The following is a 19982-nucleotide window of genomic DNA, read 5'->3' as shown; positions in this document are numbered from 1 at the left end:
CGACCGTGGCCCGCCGACGTACTCGACGAGGAGATGCAGTGGCTCAGCAGCGGACGGCGATCATCACAGGTGCGGCGCGCGGGATCGGCGCGGCCATCGCGCGGCGGTTCGCGCAGGACGGGATGGCGGTCGCCGTCCTCGACCTGGACGAGGCGGCCTGCGCCGACACGGTCGGGGAGATCCAGAAGGCCGGCGGCGAGGCGCTCGCGGTCGGTGCGAACGTCGCCGAGGAGGAGTCGGTCAACGCCGCGGTCGAGCGGATCGCCGCCGAGCTGGGCGCCCCGACGGTGCTGGTGAACAACGCCGGGATCACCCGGGACAACCTGCTGTTCAAGATGAGCGTCGCCGACTGGGACGCCGTCATGGGCGTGCACCTGCGGGGCGCCTTCCTGATGAGCAAGGCGGCGCAGAAGCACATGGTCGAGGCCGAGTACGGCCGGATCGTGAACCTGTCCAGCGTCTCGGCGCTGGGCAACCGCGGCCAGGTCAACTACTCCGCGGCCAAGGCCGGCATGCAGGGCTTCACCAAGACCCTCGCCATCGAGCTGGGCCGGTACAACGTGACCGCCAACGCGATCGCCCCCGGCTTCATCGAGACCGAGATGACCGCGCAGACCGCCGAGCGGGTGGGCGTGCCGTTCGAGCAGTTCAAGGAGATGGCCGCCAAGCAGATCCCGGTCGCCCGGGTCGGCCAGCCCGAGGACATCGCGCACACCGCGTCGTTCCTGTGCAGCGAGGGCGCGGGCTTCGTCTCCGGCCAGGTCATCTACGTCGCCGGCGGCCCCCGCGCCTGACCCGCGCCCCCAGCACTGATCAGGTCCCCTGATCACCCGCTGTCCCCCTGCGCCAGCGTTGGTGCAGGGGGACAGTTTTCGATCAGGGGACCTGATCACCGCTGAGCGGACGGCGGCGGCTCGGCGCTGGGTGCCCTGGTCACGCCGCGGCGGGCCAGCTCGGCGGTGAGCCGGGTCCACAGCCGGACTGGGAGCAGCCTAGCCAGCTTCATCCCGATCATCATCGGCACCGGGAAGACGACCTCGGCCTTGTCCGCGGCGATGCCGTCGGCGATCGTGCGTGCGGCGACGTCCGCGGGGACCTTGAACGGCATGGGGAAGGTGTTCCGGTCGGTCATCCGGGTGGTCACGAACCCCGGGTTCACGATCTGGACGACGACACCGCGCGGGGCCAGCGAGCCGCGCAGGCTCTCCAGCAGGTTGATCAGCGCCGCCTTGCCGGCGTTGTAGGCCTCCGACCCGGGCAGGCCGCGGTACCCGGCGACCGAGGCGACACCGACGATGCGGCCCCGGCCGGCGGCCAGCATCTGCGGGACGACGGCCTCCATGGTGTGCACCGCGCCCATGACGTTGACCTGCAGGTGGTCGGCGAAGAGCTGGGAGTCCCACGGTTCCACGTGGAACGACGACCAGGTGCCGGCGTTGAGCACGGCGACGTCCAGTCCGCCCAGGGCCTGCCGCACCCGCTCACCGGCCGCCACGGTCGCCGCCCGGTCGGTGACGTCCAGCGGGACGACGACCATCCGGCTCCCGGCCACCTCAGCGAGCTGCTCGGCGTTGCGGGCGCTGATCGCCACCTGGGCGCCCCGGTCGGCCAGTTCGGCCGCCAGCGCCGCGCCGATGCCGGTCGAGGCGCCGGTGACCCAGATCCGTGCACCGGAGATCTCCATGCGGGCCAGCCTGGATGATGGCGGGCATGGCAGCACGCAAGAAGTCGTCCGCCGGGCCGGCGCCGCGCCTGGGGCATGGTGAGTTCGTGGCCTACCCGGGTGGTCCGACCGCGATCTACGACCTGCTGGAGCGGCTGAGCGCGGTGGCCGGGGACTCCCCGGACTTCGGCACCCCGGGCATCAGCCTGGACCGCAAGCGGCTCACCGTGCGCTGGTACGGCGATCTCCCGGCGCCGGCGCAGGCCGTGCTCGCCGACCCCGGGTGCGAGGTCACGGTCCAGCAGACCGAGTTCCGTCCCGGTGACCTGCGGACGGAGGCCGAGCGGCTGCTCCGGGAGCACCCGGACGTGCTGGCCGCCGCCACCGCCCGGCCGGAGGGCGACGGCGTCGAGGTGCTCGTGCCGCCGGCGGTCGCCGACCCGGCCGGCGGCGCCCAGCAGGCGGTGGCCGCGATCGACAGCGCCGTCCCGCTCTTCGCCGACGTCGGCGACACCCCACCGGCCTGACGCCGCACCTCCGCTCGCCGCCGGCGTGGCCCTTCTTCCGGTTACGGTCGCGTCGTGGAGGACGCTGTCGAGGAGACGCTGGCCAGCGGGGGCGTCACGCACGTCGTCCGAATCGGGCCGAGTGTCCGACGTCCGGCCCGGCCGTTCACCGCGACCATCCAGGCCTACCTCGCGCACGTGCGCAGCCAGGGCTTCACCGACTGCCCCGAACCGCTCGGCTACGACGCCGAAGGGCGGGAGGTCCTGTCGTTCGTGGCAGGGGAGGTCCCGGTGGACCCGCTGCCCGCCCATGCCACCGCGAGTGAATCGATGGAGACCCTGGCGGTCCTCATCCGTCGTCTGCACGAAGCAGCAGACGGGTGGACACCACCGGCCGACGCCGTATGGGGTGGGGTTCCCGGCGTCCGACCCGCGGGCGTGATCCCGCTGTTCGACCGACCCGAGCTCGTGTCGCACATGGACTACTGCCCCGGCAACATCGTCTTCTCCGACGAACGCCCCACCGCCCTGATCGACTTCGATCTGGCGCGGCCGACCACGCGGGTGGCCGACCTTGCGAACGCCCTCTACTGGTGGGCTCCGCTGCTCGACCCGGTGGACCGAGCTCCTTCGCTGGTCGAGGCGGACGTGCCCGCCCGGGTGCGTGCCTTCGCCGATGCCTACGGCATGACAGCCGAGCAACGCGCCCAGCTGATCCCGGTGGCGAACCGCATGGTGGCCAACTTCGCCCTGACGTCACGAGCGGCCGCTGAGGTCGACCCGGTCTTCCGCCGGTGGTGGGACGAGGGCCTCGACGATCAGATGCCCCGAGCCGTTGCGTGGCTGACCGCCGAGTCCAGCGCGCTCCAGGGCGCCCTCTGATTCGATCCGGCTCGGTGGAGAAGGCGACCGTGTAGTCACCGGGCGGCCCGGAGGGGCCAGCGTCGCGACTTCGGCCCCTCCGGTCGGGTCAGGCGGCGGTCGGCCCGTAAGTCAGGTGGGCGACGCCGTTGGACAGGCTCTCGGCGCCGGCCAGGGACAGCAGCCGGGACGTGCCCTCCGGGAACAGCCGGATGCCCGTCCCGACGGCCAGGGGGTAGACGTAGAGGTGCAGCTCGTCGACCAGGCCGTCGGCGAGCATCGCCCGCACCAGCGTGGCGCTGCCACTGACGTAGAGGTCGCCGTCCTGCTCGTCCTTCAGCGCCCGGATCCGCTCGGCGGAGTACCCGCCGACCACGGTCGAGTTCCGCCAGACCGACTCGGCGTCGGTCAGCGTCGAGCTGACCACGTACTTGGTCGTGTCGTTGAAGAACGGCGCGCCCGGGTCGTCCTCGACGGTCCGGGTCGACCAGGCCGGGGCGAACATCTCGAAGGTGGTCCGGCCGAGCAGGATCCCCGAGGACGAGCCGGTCAGCTGCCCGATCGAGGCGGCCAGGTCGTCGGGGAAGCCGTAGTCCATCGTCCACATCGGGACGTCGACGACCCCGTCGACGGTGGTGAACTCGTGGACCTTGATCGCGCCCATCTGTGGTGCTCCTCGGCTGTGGACCGGCGGTGCCGGTGCTGGTGGTGTCGTACCAGAGACGGCGCCGGACGCCGTTCCTCATCGGCGGTCCGTGCTCAGCCGTAGCTGGGGTCCAGCGGGGTGGAGGGGTCCACGGCCACGGCGTCGAGGTCCGGAGCGGTGAGGACGGCGTCGATCGCCGCCCGGTCCCCGCCGACGTAGGTGAGGTAGCCGTCGATCTCGGTGGCGACCAGCCAGGCCCGGTCGGCCGGCCACCACAGGCTCGCGCAGCGCCACGGCACCCCGGTGGGCAGCACCGGCGCGGCAGCGACCGGGCCGGTGAGCAGGTGGTACGCCCGGTACGGGACCTCCACGCGCATCGGCCGCTCGGCCCAGGCCTCGGTCTCCTCGAGCCCGAAGCCCTCCCAGAGACAGAAGTAGGCCTCCGCCGGCGTCCCCGTGAACGCGCTGAGCACGCGGGCGAGGGCCGCGGTCTCCCGGGCGTCCAGCCCGCCGTCACAGGGCCGGCCCCAGCGGCGGGAGCCGGCCACCAGGTCGTCGAACCGGGTCGCGGCGGTCAGCGGCACCCCGGTGGCAGCGGCGATCTCCGGCCACCGGTGGCGCGGCTCGCCCTCCTCGTCCCCGTAACTGGGCGGCAGGACGCGGGCGTAGGCGTCGAAGACGGGCGGGACGAGCCCGGCGACCGTCCAGGACGAAGGCGCCGGGGTGAGGGCGGCCTCGACCCACGCCGCCGGGCTGGTGTCGGCCAGCACCGACATCCCCGGCGCCCAGTCGACCGGCTCCCTCGGCTGCATCTCCGCATCCTGCCGGGCAGGCCGTGGGCCAGGCCAGCGACCTGGTCCCGCCGTCAGGCCGCAGCGCGACCGTCGGCGCCCGGTCACCGTTCGGTCACGAGATCGTCTGGTCTCTGCGGCGGCGAGCGGTCGACCTGCACGATCCCCGCCATGGACGTTCGGGAGCGGTGGCGGTGCGGCCTCGTGCTGACGGTCCTCCTGGCGTTGACGGCGTGCGCGGACCAGGCACCGCAGCAGCCGGGCGGGCCCGGGACGCCGCCGTCGGGGTACGTCGAGCTGCAGCCGATGCCCGATGTGCCGCCGCTCCCCGAGGAGCTGGAGCACGTGGTGCCGCCCGACGAGCTGCTGGAGGACCTCGCCTTGCCGCTGGTCAGCGCCGAGATGCTGGACGCGATCGACCAGGTGCGGGTCGCGGCCGGGAACAGCCCCGACTTCGGCGACCCGGAGATCAGCCGCGACCGGACCCTGGTCACCGTGCGCTGGCACGGGCCCGTCCCGGCCGCCGTCCAGCAGGTGGTGGACGCCCACGCGGGCGCGGACTTCGCGATGGTCGTCGAGCAGACCCCGTTCCGCCCCGGTGACCTGCAGGCGGAGGCCAGCCGGCTGATCACCGAGCACTCCGGCGTCGTCTCGGCCGTCGGGGCCCGGGCGGCCGGCGACGGCATCGACGTGATGATCACCGAGCAGGCGGTCGAGGAGGCCGGCGGGCTGGACGAGGCGCTGGCCCAGCACGGCATCGACAGCCGATTCCCGCTGTTCCCGAGCGCCGGCTCCGTCGTCCCTGCCTGACCGTCGGGCCGGTCAGCCGAGGAAGGTGCTCACCAGCAGGTAGCCGTTCAGGGCGATGATCAGCGCGGCGACGACCGAGCCGGTGAGCGTGGTGACCCGCCGGTTGACCCAGCCGCCCATCAGGTCGCGGCGGCTGGTGAGCCAGAGCAGTGGCACCAGGGCGAACGGGATGCCGAAGCAGAGCACGACCTGCGACCAGACCAGCGCCGTCGTCGGGTCGCCGCCCAGGCCCAGCACCAGCAGGGCCGGGGCCAGGGTGATCAGCCGGCGGACCAGCACCGGGATGTGCTTGCGCAGGAAGCCGGCCATGACGACCTGGCCGGCGTGGGTGCCGACCGAGGAGCTGGCGAACCCGGCCGCGAGCAGGGCGACGGCGAAGGCCAGGGCCGCGCCGCTGCCGAGCTGGTCGCCCAGGCCGGCGTGCACGCTCTCCAGCGACTCGATGCCGTCGCCGGCGGTGAACAGCTGCGCGGCGATGACCAGCATCGCGGCGTTGACCAGCCCGGCCAGGCCCATGGCGATGAAGACGTCGATCCGCTGGGCGCGCAGCAGGCCCCGCCGTCCGGTGTGCGTCCTGCCCGCGGTGACGGTGTCGCCGTAGCGGCCCGGGGTGAGCGCGGAGTGCACGTAGATGACGTGCGGCATGACCGTGGCGCCCAGGATGCCGGTGGCCAGCAGCAGGCTGTCGGTGCCGGCGAAGCTGGGCACCATGCCCGAGGCGACGCCGCCGGGGTCGACCCCGGCGCCGATCAACGTGTAGACGAACCCGCCGCCGATGACCAGCAGCAGCCCGGTGATCACCCGCTCGAACGGCCGGAAGCCCCGCGACTGGGCGGCCAGCAGGATGAACGCGACGACCGCGGTGATGATCCCGCCCATCCACAGCGGCACCCCGAACAGCAGGTTCAGCGCGACCGCCCCGCCGACGATCTCGGCCAGGTCGGTGGCGATCGCGACCGCCTCGGCCTGCGCCCACAGCCCCCAGGTGACCGGCCGGGGGAGCCGCTCGCGGCAGCAGGTGGCCAGGTCCCGCCCGGTCGCCAGCCCCAGCTTGGCGGTGAGCGTCTGGATGAGCATCGCCATCAGGTTGGCCGCGACGATCACCCACAGCAGGGTGTAGCCGAACGAGGCACCGCCGGAGAAGTTCGTCGCGAAGTTCCCCGGGTCGACGTAGGCGACCGCGGCGACGAACGCCGGCCCGAGCAGCGGCCACAGCTTGCGCTTGGCCTTCGGCGCCGGTGGGGTGGGCCGCGGCAGGGTGCGCGGCAGCGTGCTGGTGAGGACGGCGGCCTCGGTCTTCGACAGGTACACGGGGACCTCGCGGGTGGCTGGAGCCTGGGTGGTCGCTCCTGTCCTGCCCGGCCCACGGGGGCCGACCGGGCCGACCTGTGGCCCCCGGGGGTCAGGTCAGCCTTGCCTGCGCCGGGTCAGTTGCGCTTCGGTTGGCGGACCAGGGTCCAGATCGGCAGCTCGTGGTCGACGGCGGTCCGGGTCGAGTGGGTCACGGCGAAGCCGGACCGCTGCAGCCAGCGGACGGCGGTGGAGGTGTAGACCGTCGTCGCCGCCGGCACCAGCTCGGCGTCGCAGCGCTCGAGCACCGGCTGCAGCACCGCCGCGCCCAGCCCCTGGTGCCGCGCGGCGGGCCGGGTGCCCACGGCGTGCAGCCACCAGTGCGGCTCGTCCGGGCGGCCCAGCGCCCCGAGTCGTTCGCTGGCCAGCACCACCGGCTGCCGGGCGCCGAACACCCGGGGCAGGTCCCGGTCGATGACCGCCTGCACGTCGGCGGCGTGCGGCGGCGCGTCGGGGGCCACCCAGGCGGCGGCCGCGTCGACGTCGTCGGTCACCCACGCCGTCTCGGCCAGCACCGGCACCAGCGCGCCCCAGAGCTCGGCCCAGCGGGACAGTCGCTGGGTGCGGCCGTCCTCCGGCAGCGCCCAGGAGGTCCACCGGTAGTCGGGGTAGGCGGCGGCCAGGGTGGCGGCCAGCCGGGGGACGTCGGCGCGGGTCGCCCGGCGCACGACGGGGCGGACGGCGGCTGGCTCGGTCACCGCGCCATCAGACCACGCACCCGCGGACGTGCGCCGTCCAGACCATTCCTCTGACAGCACAAGAAGTGCGCGGAGAGCGCAATACGCCATTCCTGACTGGCTTCCAGGAATGCATGGCGATTGGCTGACGGCGTCCATTCCGATGTTGAAGAGGGGATGCCGAGATGACCGGTCCCACCACCACGTCCCTGGGCGACGCCGTCTACGACCGCCTCCTCCGGGAGCGGATCGTCTTCCTCGGCCGTGAGGTCGACGACGAGATCGCCAACCAGCTCGCCGCCCAGATGCTGCTGCTCTCGGCGGAGGACCCGCGCCGGGACATCCACCTCTACGTCAACTCACCCGGTGGCGGCGTCAGCGCCGGGATGGCCCTGTTCGACACCATGCGGTTCGTCGACTGCGACGTGGCCACCTACGGGATGGGGATGGCCGCGTCGATGGGCCAGTTCCTGCTCAGTGCGGGCACGCCCGGGAAGCGGTTCGCGCTGCCGCACGCGCGGATCATGATGCACCAGCCCTCGGCCGGGCTCGGCGGGACGGCGGCCGACATCACGATCCGCGCGGAGATGCTGACGCGGATGAAGCAAGAGCTCAACGAGCTGCAGGCCGAGCACTCCGGGCAGTCGGTCGAGCAGATCGAGCGCGACTCCGACCGCGACCGCTGGTTCACCGCGACCCAGGCGCGCGACTACGGCCTGATCGACGCGGTGCTCACCGACGCGGCGTCGCTGCCGGGCGGCCGGGCGCCGTTCGGCTGACCTCGGCGCGCAGGGCGCCACCGCCGGCCCGGTCACGCCCGGGCTCCGCCCGCCGCGTCGCTCGGGTCACCTCACCAGGTAGTTGCTTGAATTCTCAAGCAACCAGGCGCAGACTGGCTGCCTCGACGACCTCAGGAGTGCACCGTGCCCGTCCAGCGCCTCAACCACGCCGTCCTCTTCGTCCGCGACGTCGACCGCAGCGCCGCCTTCTACCGCGACGTCCTCGGCTTCCGCGTCAAGGTCGAGATGCCCGGCCAGGCGGTGTTCCTGCAGGCCGAGGGGTCGACCAACGACCACGACCTGGGTCTGTTCGCGGTCGGTGTGCAGGCCGGCCCGTCCGGCGCCGGGCGCAGCACCGTCGGGCTCTACCACCTGGCCTGGGAGGTCGACACGCTCGCCGAGCTGGCCCGGTTCCGGGGCGCGCTGGCCGACGCCGGGGCGCTGGCCGGGGCCTCCGACCACGCCACCACCAAGGCGCTCTACGCCCGGGACCCCGACGGCATCGAGTTCGAGGTCTCCTGGCTGCTGCCCGCCGACCTGATCACCCCCGACGTCCGGGAGCTGGGCGCGACCACCCGGCCGCTGGACCTGGACGCCGAGATCGCCCGCTACGGCGCCGAGACCAAGGGCGGCCTCGGGGTCAGCGTCCCGGCCTGAGCCGCCCGGCGTCCGTCGAGTGAGCACTTGTGGTCGCCGACACGGCGGGACACGCCGCGTGGGTCGACCGCAACTGCGCAGTCGAGGACGGCGACGAGCTCAGCCGACCTGGGTGCCGGGCTGGGGGCGGATGACCAGGATGCTGCTGACCGCCGTCCCGAGCAGCCGGTCGGCCCCGTCGAGCAGGCGGGCCTCGGCGAGCGCGGTGCGGCCGCCCAGGTGGGTCACCGTGCCGACGCAGGTCACCCGGCCGGTGTCCAGGGTGATGGCGCGGAGGAACTTCACCGTCAGGTCCAGGCTGGTGTAGCCGACCCCGGCGGGCAGCATCGAGTGGACGGCGCAGCCGGCGGCCGAGTCGAGCAGCGTCGCGTAGACGCCGCCGTGCACCGAGCCGATCGGGTTGTAGTGGTACTCGGCCGGCTCGAACGCGAAGACGACGCGGCCCTCGGTCACCTCGACCAGGTCGAACCCGAGGGAGGCGGCGATCGGCGGCCCGGGCAGGTCGCCGGACATCGCCGCCCGCAGGAGGTCGACCCCCGCCATCGTCCGGGCGGCCGTCGCCGTCTGCATCGGGTCGCCCCAGGAGTAGGTGCGTTCGCGCTCGCTCACGGCCGGACGGTAGCGCCCGGCCTGCTCCAGCTCCGCGGGACGTGAGGGCACGTTGACACGAGGCTCAGGCACCGGTCATCCTCCATGCACTGGTCATGACCGGACAGGGCCGCTGTCACTGCACCGGCTGAACTGTCAGCCCGCCCGTCCCTGAGGAGTCCTGGATGCCCGCCCGGAGCGTCGCGCCCCGCGGTGGGCCCACCGGCTCGCAGGCCCCGGGCCCCGTGCTGCGGGGCCGGCTGGTCACCGGCGGCTCGGTCGTCGACGACGGGGTGCTCGCCGTCACCGGCGGCCGGGTGGCCTTCGCTGGCCCGGCCGGGGAGTGGGACGGCGTCCTCCCCCCGCCGGCACCGGGCACGCTGCTGCTGCCCGGACTGGTCGACCTGCACTGCCACGGGGCCGCCGGCCACGGCTTCCCCGACGCGGACGTCGCCGGAGTGCGCGCCGCGGCCGCCCACCACCGGGCGCACGGGACGACGACGCTGGTGGCCAGCCTGGTCTCCGCGCCCGCGGCGGTGCTGCGGGGGCGGCTGGCCCTGCTCGCCCCGCTGGTCGAGGAGGGCGAGCTGGCCGGGGTGCACCTGGAGGGGCCGTTCCTCTCCGCTGCCCGGTGCGGCGCCCAGGACCCGGCCGCGCTGCTCCCCGGCGACCCGGCCCTGCTGGCCGACCTGCTGACCACCGGCCGGGGGACGGTCGTGTCGATGACGCTGGCGCCGGAGACCGCGCACCGGGCGGAGCTGGTCGACCTGCTGCGGGCGCACGGGGTGCTGCCCAGCTTCGGCCACACCGACGCCGGCGCGGTCGAGGTCACCGCGGCGATCCGCAGCGCGGCGCCCGGTGGCCCGCTCTCGGCCACCCACCTGTTCAACGGCATGCCGCCGCTGCTGTCCCGCGCGCCCGGCCCGGTCGCCGCCTGCCTGGCCGCCGCGGCGCGCGGTGAGCTGGTGGTCGAGCTGATCGGCGACGGCGTGCACCTGGCGCCGGAGACGGTGGCGACCGTGTTCGACCTGGTCGGCCCGGGCGCGATCGCGCTGGTCACCGACGCGATGGCCGCCGCCGGGACGGCCGATGGCAGCTACCACCTCGGTGCCCTGCCGGTCGAGGTGCGCGACGGCGTCGCCCGGCTCGCCGGCGGATCGGGCGCCATCGCCGGGGGCACCGCCCGGCTGGTGGACGTCGTCCGCGCGACCGTGGCCGCCGGCGTCCCGCTGGCCGGCGCCGTCCTCGCGGCGAGCGGCACCCCCGCCCGGCTGCTCGGCCGCACCGACGTCGGGCACCTGATCCGAGGCGCGCGCGCCGACGTGCTCGTCACCGACCCGGAACTGAACCCCACCGCCGTCCTCCGGGCCGGTGCGTGGGTGCACCGAGAGGAGAGCTGACCGTGGAGGTCGTCCTGCTGCCCACCCCCGAGGAGTGCGGGCGGGTCGTCGCCGACGCCGTCGCCGGGTCGGTGCTGGCCGCGCTGGGCCGGGGCGGTCCGGTGGTGCTGGGCCTGGCCACCGGGTCCTCGCCGCTGCTCGCCTACCAGGAGCTGCTGCGCCGGCACCGGGAGGAGGGGCTGGCGTTCGAGGGCGTGCAGGCCTTCCTGCTCGACGAGTACGTGGGCCTGCCCGGCGGCCACCCGGAGAGCTACCGCGAGGTGATCCGCCGCGAGCTGACCGACGAGCTCGGGCTGGACCCCGCGGTGGTGCACGGGCCGGACGGCGCGGCCGCCGACCCGCTGCAGGCCGCCCGGGACTACGAGGACCAGCTGCTGGCCGCCGGGCCGGTGGCCGTGCAGGTGCTGGGCATCGGGGCCAACGGGCACCTCGGCTTCAACGAGCCCGGCTCCTCGCTGGCCAGCCGCACCCGGGTCAAGACGCTGACCGAGCAGACCCGGGTCGACAACGCCCGCTTCTTCGGCGACGACGTCGACGCCGTGCCCCGGCACGTGATCACCCAGGGGCTGGGCACGATCCTCGGCGCCGAGCACCTGGTGCTGGTGGCGACCGGGGAGGCCAAGGCGGCCGCGATCGCCGCCGCCGTGGAGGGGCCGCTGACGGCGACCTGCCCGGGCTCGGTGCTGCAGCTGCACCGGCACGTCACCCTCGTCGTCGACGAGGCGGCCGGCGCCCAGCTGACCCGGGCCGACTACTACCGGTACGTGCTGCGGCACAAGCTGCCCCAGCAGCGCTGGTGACGGAACGGTCCGACGCAGGGGTGGGCGTGATCGTCGACGGGGTGGTGCCCAAGCACGAGCAGCTGCGCGGCCGGCTGGCCGAGCTGGCGGCCGGGCTGCCCGCGGGTGCGCCGCTGCCCGGTGAGCGGCAGCTGTGCACCGAGCACGGGGTCAGCCGGATCACCGTCCGGGAGGCGATCGGCCAGCTGGTCAGCGAGGGGGTGCTGGTCCGGGTGCGCGGCAAGGGCACCTTCGTCGCGGAGCGGCCCGCGCGGTCCCGGCTGCACCTGGCCTCCTTCTCCGAGGACATGCGCCGGATGGGGCTGCGGCCGGCCACCGTCGTCCTGACGGTCGGCCGGGCCGTGCCGCCGCCGGCGACCCGGGCCGCGCTGGGGCTGGTGGCGGGGGAGCCGGCCTGGCACGTGCGCCGGCTGCGGCTGGCCGACGACCAGCCGATGTCGGTCGACGACGGCTGGTACCCGGTCGCGGTGGCCCCGGACCTGGACGCGGCCGACTTCACCGGCTCGCTGTACACGCTGCTCGCCCAGCGGTACGGCGTCACGATCGAGCGGGCCGAGCAGACCGTGCGGGCGGCGGAGGTCGACCGGGAGTGCGCCGTCCTGCTCGGGCTGGCGGCGTCCCGCCCGGTGCTGGTGTTCGACCGGGTCTCCTACAGCGCCGGCCGGCCGGTCGAGCACGCGCTGTCGACCTACCGCGGTGACCGGTACGAGGTCGCGGTGACGGTCGAGCTGGGGGAGGGCTGAGCGGTGGAGCCGTGCGTGCTGCCGGCCGGTGGCCTGGTGCTCCGGCCCTGGCGGGAGGACGACGTCGACGCCGCCTGGGCGGCGTTGCAGGACCCGGAGACGCGGCGGTGGAACGACGCCGGATCCGGCTCGCGGGAGGACGCCCGGGCGCTGCTGGCCCGACGGCGGGACTGGAGCAGCGGCGACCACGCCTCCTGGGCGGTGGCCGACCCGGCCGACCGGCTGCTCGGCTCGGTGTCCCTGCACTCGGTCGACCGGGATCAGGGGGACGCGGAGATCGGGTACTGGACGGTGCCGGCGGCCCGCGGTCGCGGGGTGGCCGTGCGGGCGGTCGACGCCGCGTGTCGGTGGGGGTTCGCCGTGCTGGAACTGGACCGGGTACAGCTGTTCCACGCGGTGGAGAACGAGGCGTCGGGGCGGGTGGCGGCCAGGGCCGGGTTCACCCGCGAGGGCCGGTTGCGGCGCAGCTTCCGGTACGGGGACGGCGTCCGGCACGACGAGCTGCTCTGGTCGCGCCTGTCCGACGACCCGCCCCCGGCGCTGCGCTGAGCCGGGGTGCGGTCGTGGTTCAGGCGGCGGCGGGGGTGCTGCTGAGCAGTCGGCCGTGCTCGGTGGCCTCCCGCTCGGCGGTCGCCTTCAACTCTGCGGCCAGGTCGGTGAAGGAGTCCAGTGCCGGGTTGACCCCGACCAGGGTGAAGTCGCGCTCGACCACCCGCAGGTCCATCCCCCACACGTCGGCGAGGATGCGGCGCAGCCAGCCGGTGGCGTGGTCCCAGCCCTCGCGCGGGGTGCCGGCGCTGTAGTTGCCGCCGCGGACGGTGACCAGCACGGCGGGCTTGCCCGCGGTCGGCGGCTCGGCGCGGGGGCCGAACCGTGGGTCGGTGATGACCAGGTCGACGTAGGTCTTGATGTGCTGCGAGACGCCGAAGTTGTACAGCGGGACGGCGAACAGCAGGGCCTCGGCGTCGGCGATCTCGTCGGCCAGCGTGGCGGCGAGCGCGAGGGCCCCGGCCTGCTCCGGCGTCCGTTCCGCCGCCGGCAGGTAAGGAGCCGGCGACCGCCGCGCCCCAGGCGGTGGCCGGGATCGGCTCGGTGCCGACGTGCCGGCGGGTGACCGGGGCGTCGGGGTTCCCGGCCCGCCACTCGCGCTCGACGATGTCCGCGATCTCGCGGCTGGCCGAGCCCTCGACCCGGATGCTGGCGTCCAGACGGAACAGGGACATGATCGCTCCTCATGCACTAGTCGCTAGCTGATCGCTAGCACTTCGGGAAAGCTAGCACTTCGATTCCAGAAGTGCCCCCACTGTGGACGACTAGGCTGAGGTCGTGACCGAGGACGTGGTGCACACCCCGGAGGCGTGCGACGGCGCCCTGGTGCGCGCCTTCGGGTTCCTCGGCAAGCGCTGGAACGGCCTGATCATCGGCGTGCTGGCCGGCGGTCCGGCGGGCTTCAGCGGCCTCCGGCGGGCGGTCGGCGGGATCAGCGACTCGGTGCTCTCCGACCGGCTGACCGAGCTCACGCAGGCCGGGTTGGTGCAGCGCACGGTCGACGAGGGCCCGCCGGTGTCGGTGAGCTACCAGCTCACCGACGCGGGCGCCTCGCTGCGGCCGGTGCTCGAGCAGCTGGCCGACTGGGCCCGGGTGAGCCTGCCCGAGCGCGAGTGCACCGGGCACTGCTGAGCCTCAGCAGCCGCAGCTGACCTCGGCCGGCGCGGTCAGCGGGTCGACCGCGGGACGGGCCACCCCGTCTGCCGTCTCGACCGGCAGTCCCTCGCGCGCCCAGTACTCGAACCCGCCGATCATCTCGCGCACCCGGTAACCCAGCTGGGCCAGCGTCAGCGCCGCACGGATGGCCCCGTTGCAGCCCGGCCCCCAGCAGTAGGTCACCACCGGGACGGCGGGGTCGAGCTCTGCCGCGCGGGCGGTGATCTCCCGGCCGGGCAGGTGGACGGCGCCCGGCACGTGGCCCTGGGCCCAGGACTCGGCGCTGCGGCTGTCCAGCAGCACGAAGCCGGGCCGGCCGGACTCCAGCGCGGCGTGGACGTCGGAGACGTCGGTCTCCACGGCCAGCCGCCGGGCGAAGTGGGCGGCGGCGTCGGCGGGGGTGGTCGTCCAGTCCATGCCGTCGATGCTCGCGGCGGCGCGCCGAGTCGGACAGTGGCCGCCCTGCCGAGGACCGCAGCGATCCGGCCTTGCTCCGCGGGAAGTCGTTGACAGCGAGGTGCACTGACATGTCAGATGTCAGTTGTGTCCCTCGATCCGGTCCCGCGCGTGCTGCTGCGCGACCAGGCGCTCACCCGGATCCGCGACGCGATCGTGGCCGGCGACCTCCCGCCCGGCACCGTGGTCAAGGACGCCGCGCTGGCCGGACGGCTCGGTCTGTCGGTGGCCCCGGTGCGCGCCGCACTGGCCCGGCTGACCGACGAGGGGCTGGTGGAGGCCAAGCCGCAGAGCCACACCCGCGTGACGCCGCTGGTGCTCGACCAGGTCCGGGACGCCGCCGTCGTCGTCCGGGCGATGCACGAGCTGGCGGTGCGCGAGGCCGTCGGCCGGGTCACCACCGAGGACGTCGCCGCGATGCGCGCGGCCAACGAGCGGTTCGCCGCCGCGCTGCGGGCCGCGGACGTCGACGCGGCGATGGGCGCCGACGACGAGCTGCACGACGTCCTGCTGGCCCGCTGCGGCAACGCCGCCCTGACCGCCACCGTCGACCGCTTCACCCCGGCGATCCGCCGGCTGGAGCGGCAGCGCTTCGCGGCCCACGGGGAGGGCTCGGTCGCCCTGCACGACCGCCTGATCGCCGCCTGCGCGGCAGCCGACGCCGACACCGCCGTCGCGACCACCACCGAGATCTGGACGGCGCTGCTGTCCCAACTGGAGGAGACGACCGATGAGCGTTCCTGACCCCACCCGACCCTCCCTGGGCGACTTCCCCCGCCACTCCCTGCTGTTCGGCCCCTCGCCGGTGCACCGGCTGGACCGGCTCACCGCGCACCTGGGCGGCGCGGCGGTCTGGGCCAAGCGGGAGGACGTGAACTCCGGCATCGCGTACGGGGGCAACAAGACCCGCAAGCTGGAGTACCTGGTCGCCGACGCGCTGGCCCAGGGCTGCGACACGCTCGTCTCCATCGGGGGCGTGCAGAGCAACCACACCCGGCAGGTCGCCGCGGTCGCCGCGCACCTCGGGCTGAAGTGCGTCCTGGTGCAGGAGAGCTGGGTCGACTGGCCGGACGCCGTCTACGACAAGGTCGGCAACATCCTCATCAGCCGGCTGGCCGGGGCCGACGTCCGGCTGGTCAAGGCCGGGTTCGGCATCGGCTTCAAGGAGAGCTGGGAGTCCGCGCTGCGGGAGATCGAGGCGCGCGGCGGCAAGCCGTACCCGATCCCGGCCGGGGCGTCGGACCACCCGCTGGGCGGCCTCGGGTTCGCCAACTGGGCGCACGAGGTGGCCCAGCAGGAGGCGGAGCTCGGCGTCTTCTTCGACACCGTCGTCGTCTGCTCGGTGACCGGCTCGACGCAGGCCGGCATGGTCGCCGGCTTCGCGCAGCTGGAGGAGCAGGGTGGCCGGCCGCGCCGGGTGCTCGGGGTGGACGCCTCGGCGAAGCCCGCCGAGACCCGGGACCAGGTGCTGCGGATCGCCCAGCGGACGGCCGCGGCGATCGGGCTGCAGCGCGAGCTCACCCTCGACGACGTGGAGCTCGACGAGCGGTACCACGCCGGCATCTACGGCATCCCGGACGAGGCGACGATCAAGGCGATGGAGCTGGCCGCACGCACCGAGGGCATGGTCACCGACCCGGTGTACGAGGGGAAGTCGATGGCCGCGACCATCGACCTCGTCGGCCGGGGCGAGATCGACCGGTCCTCGACCGTCCTCTACGCCCACCTCGGCGGCCAGCCGGCGCTGAACGGCTACAGCGCGTTGTTCTCCTGATCCGGTGGGAGCCGCACCGGCGCTACCTTCTCCGTGTGCGGACGGTCGGGCTCAGCGCACTACAGCGGCAGGCCGCTGACCTCGTTCGGTTGACCGAGTCCGGCGAGGAGGTCATCGTCACGATGGCCGGCCGTCCCCGCGCGCGTCTCGTTCCGGTCGAGGTACGCACCTGGCGTTTGTAGACCGATGTCGATGACCTGTTTCCCGGACCGGCAGATCCGACGTGGGAGCAGGACCGCGACCTCGTCGACTTCACGGTCACCGATCTGTGAGTGCCGAGATGAGGTCTGTCCTGGACTCGGTGTTCCGTGCAGCGTCGTCAAGTCGCACGGCTTGACGACGGTTCCGCGGAACCGTGATCAGCAGCGCGTCGGCGTGGCCCGATCCGTTGGTGGGTGAGAGTGTCCTGGCTCGGCGTTGCTGACCCGACCTCGAACCCAGCTCGTGACGGCTCTGGTCGACGCCACTCGCATCCGTCCCCTGGCCGGCATGGACGAGGACCACCCATCCGGTTTCGGCGAGTGATCGGAGAGGCCCGCGTGGACCCCCTCGAGCAGGACCTGGTCGACGAGTTGACGGGCGGCGCGGGCGGGGACGCCGAGGGTGCGCAGCCCCGCTGGCATCGGCGGCGGGTCCGGCAGGGGCTCACCGCCGTCGCCGCAGTCGTGGTCGCGGTCGGGGTGCCGGTGGCGTCCGGCTGGCTGTCCTCCTCGCCCAGCGCGGCCGACGTCGCCGGGCCGGGGCCGACCACGGCCGCACCTGCGCCGACCTCGACGGCCCCCGCGTTGCCCACCGACCGCCCGGTGACCGCCGACGCCGGCGACGCCGTCCTGACCGGTGGGGCGGCCGACGCGTACGGCAAGGACCCGCAACCCACCCCGACGGACGCCGACTCCCTCGCCCGCCGGGCAGCGGTGCAGGCAGACCTGGGCCGTTTGGAGGCACGGCTCGGCGCACCCGTGCTGTTGACCTCCCCCACCGACTGGGACCGCTGGCTCCCAGACAGCAAGCCCTATCCGGGAGCGGACACCGCGGACGACCTCTCCACGTGCCCGGTGCTCTCCGACGGGCTCGCCACCTCACTCGGACCGCAGATGAGCTATTGGGTGGGCACGCTGCCCAGCGGCCCGGTGGGCTGCACCTGGGCACCGGTGCCCCTGCAGTACGACACCATCGAGTACCCGTTCACCGTCAGCGTGGGCTTCCTCGGCGACGGCACGACGCCCGAGGAGCTGGCCGGCAGCGCGGTCAGCGTCGCCGGGGACCAGCCGACCGGCTGCCCGCAGGCGGTCCTGCCCGGCGGCGGCGTCCTCTACGAGTGCTGGTCGACCCAGGGCGTCACCGACGTGTGGCTCGCGGTGCCCGACGTCCGCGGGGCCGGGGTGTGGGTGGTGAACGGCACCGCGCGGGACGACTCCCCGGTGAGCGCCGTCGATGCGTTCACCGCGGTGCTCGACGGCGTCGTCCGGAACTACGGCTGAGACGGCGTCGAAGTCAGTTCCGCCGGTGTCGAGCCGACCGGCGCGTCGCCGCCGGCAAGACTCAGAACCCCTCGATGAGTCCCTGCTCGATGAAGTCAGGGGCAGATACGGCTACCAGTCCAAGAGCGCTCGCGGCGATCGTGAGGCCCAACGTCGAGAGTGGTCGCTTGTTGTCCCTGGTGGCGATGACGAACACGGCAAGGGCTGCCAGCACATCCACGATGACCGACACGTCGATGTCCCTGTTCCTCGAGAACTGGCGGTAGGCGTCGGCCACGAGGAGCCCCATCAGCGCAGCCGTCGCGGCCGCTCCCTTCCATTCCGGGCGGGGAGCGAAGAACCCCAGCAACCCGAAGGCGACGCCCGCCACGACGGCCAGGACCAGCCACGATCCGATCCTGTCCCAGTTGATCGACATGTGGCTTCCTGAATCGGCCCAGCGGATGTCGTGGCCGACCTTGAGCCCGACGTAGAAAGTGACGACGGCAGTCCCCAGCGATGCGATGGGCGCGCCGATGGCCAGCACTGGAGGTCGACGGAAGGCGACCGCACTGGCCATCACCGCCCACAGGCCCAACGAGTGCGCGAGTGGACGCCACGGGTCGTTGTAGTTGGCGTAGACGGTGGCTGTGGCCACCGCCACCCCGATCGTTCCAGCCATCAGAAGGGTCAGTGCCCACGCGCGGGCCTGAGGCGGCTGCGACGGCGTGGCACGGGACCTGAGCGCCATCGAGTTCCGATCGATCCAGTGCCACGTCAAGGGCGACGGGTGAGCGCTGATCGTGGGACAGCACCGTCCACCTGACAAGGACGTGAACCGACCGGCAACGGTCACCGGGCATCCGTTGAGGTCAGACGTCGATGTGGTCGGCTCCCGGGGCTGCGGCGCCCGGGATGTCCTCGGTGTCCAGGGTCTCCATCAGGTGGATGGCGGCGTACTCAGGTGGGGCCTGTCGCCCGAGTTCGTCGAACAGCGGGACGATCCGCCGGAGTCGTCGTCCGGGGCGGGGCGCGTAGGCGAAGGTGATGTGCAGTGCGGTGTCCGGCCAGGTCCCGACGACGTCGACCCGGCTGTCGCTGAGTCCGCCGGCCAGTGGGGTGCGGTGGCCGTCGGAGCGCGTCCAGAAGTGGTCGAGATCGGTGAGGCGGTCCCGCCAGAAGGACGTGTAGTCCTTCGCGTCGACCGGCTCTGGCGGCAGCGGCCAGCAGTGCTCGGTGACGTCGACGGTGTCTGCGGCGAGCACGGTCACCACGGTCCCGTCGTCCGCGCGCACCCGGATGAGCGCGGTCGGCGCAGGGTCGGTGTAGGTCTCGTAGCGCCTCGGGCCCTCGACGGCCAGCCACAGCCAGCCGCGGGTGGCGATCGCGGCGTGGGCGGTGCCTGGTCCGAGGTCGATCCGGTGCCGCTGGACGGTCGTGCCCGCCTCGTGGGCCAGGACGGCGGCGTGGCGGTCACGGCCGTGTCCGACCCAGCCGGCCCGCCAGTCGACCGCGGCGGGACCCGGGTCGCTGGCCGCAGGACCCTCGAGCGGGTCGTCCTGGTCGGGCCGCGGTAGCCAGCGGTAGCCGAAGCGACGTCCGCCGTCCGGCTCCGCGCTCTCCGTGCCCGGCGGCGGGCTCGATGCATGGGTGCTCAGGCTCAGCTGGTCGGGCAGTGGCTCGTTGGCCGGCAGCCGCAACCACGCAGTCTCCGGCTCGAGGTCCCAGAAGTCGGGGGTGCCCAGATTGCGGCGGGACCATCGGCCGGTCTCCACCTGCAGGTGGACGTCGCCGTCCTGCGAGCGGGCGGCGTGCACCTCGGCGTCGAGGAGCACTGTGGCGGTGGTGCGGTCGGGGTGGGCGACGTAGAGGTGGTGGAGGCCGCCGCGGCCGCGAGGCGGTGTGCCCTCGGTGGCGGCGATGTCCTGGACCGGCGGGTCGGGCAGGCACCAGGCCCCGTGGGCGGACACGGCGCGGAGCGTGCACCCGCCGCTGAGGTGGCCGCTGCGCAGTCCGTCCTCGGTGACCAGCGCGAGGGGACCGCCGGCCTGCTGCACCCACAGCCCGTCGTCGGCTGGGCGGACCTGCCAGCCGCTCGGCCAGTTGTCCGGCCCCTGCGGCGGCAGCTCAGGCCAGCCGACCGTCGCCACCGGCTCGGCGGTGCGGGAGTCGAGGACGACAGCGACCGGCTGCACCTGGTCGATGACCCAGATGCGTTCGCCGACCGTCACCAAGGAGCCCGGACGCAGGTGACGCCGCCGATCAGCCGAGTCGATGACCATGCGCTCACGCTCCCACGGCTGGTGCTGATCCCCTC

The 19982-nt window shown here is 73.8% G+C and carries 25 protein-coding genes; 15 read left to right on the top strand and 10 right to left on the bottom strand.

Annotation, left to right across the window (positions count from 1 at the left end; all coding sequences use genetic code 11):
• Positions 1–38 precede the first annotated feature (38 nt).
• Positions 39–794, top strand: coding sequence for a 3-oxoacyl-ACP reductase FabG (gene fabG / locus FB380_RS05965; protein WP_166754271.1), 756 nt, complete (start codon positions 39–41; stop codon positions 792–794).
• Between the two features lie 95 nt (positions 795–889).
• On the opposite strand, the gene FB380_RS05960 is transcribed toward fabG, so the two are convergent.
• Positions 890–1684, bottom strand: a complete 795-nt coding sequence (locus tag FB380_RS05960; protein ID WP_166754270.1) for an SDR family NAD(P)-dependent oxidoreductase — start codon at positions 1682–1684, stop codon at positions 890–892.
• Positions 1685–1710: 26 nt separating this feature from the next.
• Between FB380_RS05960 and FB380_RS05955 the strand changes: the two genes are divergently transcribed.
• Positions 1711–2190 carry a hypothetical protein gene (locus FB380_RS05955; protein ID WP_166754269.1) on the top strand — a complete coding sequence of 160 codons (480 nt, stop codon included), beginning with the start codon at positions 1711–1713 and terminating at the stop codon, positions 2188–2190.
• 177 nt (positions 2191–2367) lie between these two features.
• The gene (locus tag FB380_RS24515) at positions 2368–3051 is read left to right on the top strand and encodes a phosphotransferase enzyme family protein (protein WP_208382772.1); all 684 of its coding nucleotides are present in this window, start codon (positions 2368–2370) and stop codon (positions 3049–3051) included.
• 88 nt (positions 3052–3139) lie between these two features.
• Here FB380_RS24515 and FB380_RS05945 read toward each other — a convergent pair whose 3' ends face one another.
• Both FB380_RS05945 and FB380_RS05940 read right to left on the bottom strand, forming a co-directional pair.
• Positions 3140–3694 carry a dihydrofolate reductase family protein gene (locus FB380_RS05945; RefSeq protein ID WP_166754268.1) on the bottom strand — a complete coding sequence of 185 codons (555 nt, stop codon included), beginning with the start codon at positions 3692–3694 and terminating at the stop codon, positions 3140–3142.
• Between the two features lie 95 nt (positions 3695–3789).
• A complete protein-coding gene (locus FB380_RS05940) occupies positions 3790–4488 on the bottom strand; it encodes a hypothetical protein (RefSeq protein WP_208382771.1) in 699 nt (232 codons plus the stop codon).
• Positions 4489–4638: 150 nt separating this feature from the next.
• Here FB380_RS05940 and FB380_RS05935 point away from each other — a divergent pair, with 150 nt between their 5' ends.
• The gene (locus FB380_RS05935; RefSeq protein ID WP_166754267.1) at positions 4639–5277 is read left to right on the top strand and encodes a hypothetical protein; all 639 of its coding nucleotides are present in this window, start codon (positions 4639–4641) and stop codon (positions 5275–5277) included.
• A gap of 12 nt (positions 5278–5289) precedes the next feature.
• Here the strand turns inward: FB380_RS05935 and FB380_RS05930 are convergent, their stop codons facing one another.
• On the bottom strand, positions 5290–6588 hold the full coding sequence (locus tag FB380_RS05930; protein ID WP_229681750.1) for an Nramp family divalent metal transporter: 1299 nt from the start codon (positions 6586–6588) through the stop codon (positions 5290–5292).
• A gap of 116 nt (positions 6589–6704) precedes the next feature.
• Complete coding sequence (locus FB380_RS05925) at positions 6705–7325, bottom strand: GNAT family N-acetyltransferase (protein WP_166754266.1); 621 nt, start codon at positions 7323–7325, stop codon at positions 6705–6707.
• Between the two features lie 164 nt (positions 7326–7489).
• Here FB380_RS05925 and FB380_RS05920 point away from each other — a divergent pair, with 164 nt between their 5' ends.
• Positions 7490–8083, top strand: coding sequence for an ATP-dependent Clp protease proteolytic subunit (locus FB380_RS05920; RefSeq protein WP_166754265.1), 594 nt, complete (start codon positions 7490–7492; stop codon positions 8081–8083).
• Positions 8084–8227: 144 nt separating this feature from the next.
• Positions 8228–8740, top strand: coding sequence for a VOC family protein (locus FB380_RS05915; RefSeq protein ID WP_166754264.1), 513 nt, complete (start codon positions 8228–8230; stop codon positions 8738–8740).
• 99 nt (positions 8741–8839) lie between these two features.
• Here the strand turns inward: FB380_RS05915 and FB380_RS05910 are convergent, their stop codons facing one another.
• The gene (locus FB380_RS05910; protein WP_229681749.1) at positions 8840–9349 is read right to left on the bottom strand and encodes a PaaI family thioesterase; all 510 of its coding nucleotides are present in this window, start codon (positions 9347–9349) and stop codon (positions 8840–8842) included.
• A 164-nt stretch (positions 9350–9513) separates the two neighbouring features.
• On the opposite strand from FB380_RS05910, the gene FB380_RS05905 reads away from it, so the two are divergent.
• Genes FB380_RS05905 through FB380_RS05890 form a run of 4 tightly spaced genes read left to right on the top strand, consistent with a single transcriptional unit; the run spans position 9514 to position 12820 of the window.
• Entirely contained in the window at positions 9514–10728 is a 1215-nt protein-coding gene (locus FB380_RS05905; RefSeq protein WP_166754263.1) for an N-acetylglucosamine-6-phosphate deacetylase, read from the top strand.
• Positions 10729–10730: 2 nt separating this feature from the next.
• Positions 10731–11528, top strand: a complete 798-nt coding sequence (gene nagB, locus FB380_RS05900; RefSeq protein WP_166754262.1) for a glucosamine-6-phosphate deaminase — start codon at positions 10731–10733, stop codon at positions 11526–11528.
• On the top strand, positions 11525–12271 hold the full coding sequence (locus FB380_RS05895; RefSeq protein WP_229681748.1) for a GntR family transcriptional regulator: 747 nt from the start codon (positions 11525–11527) through the stop codon (positions 12269–12271). The genes nagB and FB380_RS05895 overlap by 4 nt, the downstream gene beginning before the upstream one ends.
• Before the next feature lie 15 nt (positions 12272–12286).
• Positions 12287–12820, top strand: a complete 534-nt coding sequence (locus FB380_RS05890) for a GNAT family N-acetyltransferase (protein ID WP_229681747.1) — start codon at positions 12287–12289, stop codon at positions 12818–12820.
• A 19-nt stretch (positions 12821–12839) separates the two neighbouring features.
• Here FB380_RS05890 and FB380_RS25850 read toward each other — a convergent pair whose 3' ends face one another.
• Positions 12840–13511: an NAD(P)H-dependent oxidoreductase gene (locus FB380_RS25850; protein WP_208382770.1), complete on the bottom strand. Its 672-nt coding sequence runs from the start codon at positions 13509–13511 to the stop codon at positions 12840–12842.
• An 86-nt stretch (positions 13512–13597) separates the two neighbouring features.
• Between FB380_RS25850 and FB380_RS05880 the strand changes: the two genes are divergently transcribed.
• Positions 13598–13951 (top strand): winged helix-turn-helix transcriptional regulator, encoded by a 354-nt coding sequence (locus tag FB380_RS05880; RefSeq protein WP_166754260.1) that lies wholly within the window; start codon positions 13598–13600, stop codon positions 13949–13951.
• Between the two features lie 3 nt (positions 13952–13954).
• Here the strand turns inward: FB380_RS05880 and FB380_RS05875 are convergent, their stop codons facing one another.
• A complete protein-coding gene (locus FB380_RS05875) occupies positions 13955–14392 on the bottom strand; it encodes a rhodanese-like domain-containing protein (RefSeq protein WP_166754259.1) in 438 nt (145 codons plus the stop codon).
• Positions 14393–14518: 126 nt separating this feature from the next.
• On the opposite strand from FB380_RS05875, the gene FB380_RS05870 reads away from it, so the two are divergent.
• The 4 genes from FB380_RS05870 (at position 14519) to FB380_RS05855 (ending at position 17686) form a co-directional block, all read left to right on the top strand.
• Complete coding sequence (locus FB380_RS05870) at positions 14519–15175, top strand: GntR family transcriptional regulator (RefSeq protein WP_229681746.1); 657 nt, start codon at positions 14519–14521, stop codon at positions 15173–15175.
• Positions 15162–16205 (top strand): 1-aminocyclopropane-1-carboxylate deaminase, encoded by a 1044-nt coding sequence (locus FB380_RS05865; RefSeq protein ID WP_166754257.1) that lies wholly within the window; start codon positions 15162–15164, stop codon positions 16203–16205. The genes FB380_RS05870 and FB380_RS05865 overlap by 14 nt, the downstream gene beginning before the upstream one ends.
• Positions 16206–16240: 35 nt before the next feature.
• The gene (locus FB380_RS26195) at positions 16241–16387 is read left to right on the top strand and encodes a type II toxin-antitoxin system Phd/YefM family antitoxin (RefSeq protein ID WP_208382769.1); all 147 of its coding nucleotides are present in this window, start codon (positions 16241–16243) and stop codon (positions 16385–16387) included.
• A 357-nt stretch (positions 16388–16744) separates the two neighbouring features.
• Positions 16745–17686, top strand: a complete 942-nt coding sequence (locus FB380_RS05855; RefSeq protein ID WP_166754256.1) for a hypothetical protein — start codon at positions 16745–16747, stop codon at positions 17684–17686.
• A gap of 61 nt (positions 17687–17747) precedes the next feature.
• Here FB380_RS05855 and FB380_RS05850 read toward each other — a convergent pair whose 3' ends face one another.
• Together FB380_RS05850 and FB380_RS05845 are read right to left on the bottom strand one after the other, a co-directional pair.
• A complete protein-coding gene (locus FB380_RS05850) occupies positions 17748–18416 on the bottom strand; it encodes a DUF6518 family protein (RefSeq protein ID WP_268237706.1) in 669 nt (222 codons plus the stop codon).
• 121 nt (positions 18417–18537) lie between these two features.
• Positions 18538–19947, bottom strand: a complete 1410-nt coding sequence (locus FB380_RS05845; protein ID WP_166754254.1) for a hypothetical protein — start codon at positions 19945–19947, stop codon at positions 18538–18540.
• Positions 19948–19982 lie beyond the last annotated feature (35 nt).

Origin of the sequence: Modestobacter marinus (assembly GCF_011758655.1) — a bacterium.
GTDB classification, from domain to species: Bacteria; Actinomycetota; Actinomycetes; order Mycobacteriales; family Geodermatophilaceae; genus Modestobacter; species Modestobacter marinus.
The sequence above is the reverse complement of the archived record's forward strand: the minus strand, read 5'-3'. Positions and strand labels throughout refer to the sequence as shown.

Coding starts and splice junctions, on each gene's coding strand:
- FB380_RS05955 (WP_166754269.1), top strand. CDS start 1,711: ATGGCAGCACGCAAGAAGTCGTCCGCCGGGCCGGCGCCGCGCCTGGGG.
- FB380_RS05920 (WP_166754265.1), top strand. CDS start 7,490: ATGACCGGTCCCACCACCACGTCCCTGGGCGACGCCGTCTACGACCGC.
- FB380_RS05905 (WP_166754263.1), top strand. CDS start 9,514: ATGCCCGCCCGGAGCGTCGCGCCCCGCGGTGGGCCCACCGGCTCGCAG.
- FB380_RS05865 (WP_166754257.1), top strand. CDS start 15,162: ATGAGCGTTCCTGACCCCACCCGACCCTCCCTGGGCGACTTCCCCCGC.
- FB380_RS05845 (WP_166754254.1), bottom strand. CDS start 19,947: ATGGTCATCGACTCGGCTGATCGGCGGCGTCACCTGCGTCCGGGCTCC.
- FB380_RS05875 (WP_166754259.1), bottom strand. CDS start 14,392: ATGGACTGGACGACCACCCCCGCCGACGCCGCCGCCCACTTCGCCCGG.
- FB380_RS05945 (WP_166754268.1), bottom strand. CDS start 3,694: ATGGGCGCGATCAAGGTCCACGAGTTCACCACCGTCGACGGGGTCGTC.
- FB380_RS05850 (WP_268237706.1), bottom strand. CDS start 18,416: ATGGCGCTCAGGTCCCGTGCCACGCCGTCGCAGCCGCCTCAGGCCCGC.
- FB380_RS05940 (WP_208382771.1), bottom strand. CDS start 4,488: ATGCAGCCGAGGGAGCCGGTCGACTGGGCGCCGGGGATGTCGGTGCTG.
- FB380_RS05935 (WP_166754267.1), top strand. CDS start 4,639: ATGGACGTTCGGGAGCGGTGGCGGTGCGGCCTCGTGCTGACGGTCCTC.
- FB380_RS05960 (WP_166754270.1), bottom strand. CDS start 1,684: ATGGAGATCTCCGGTGCACGGATCTGGGTCACCGGCGCCTCGACCGGC.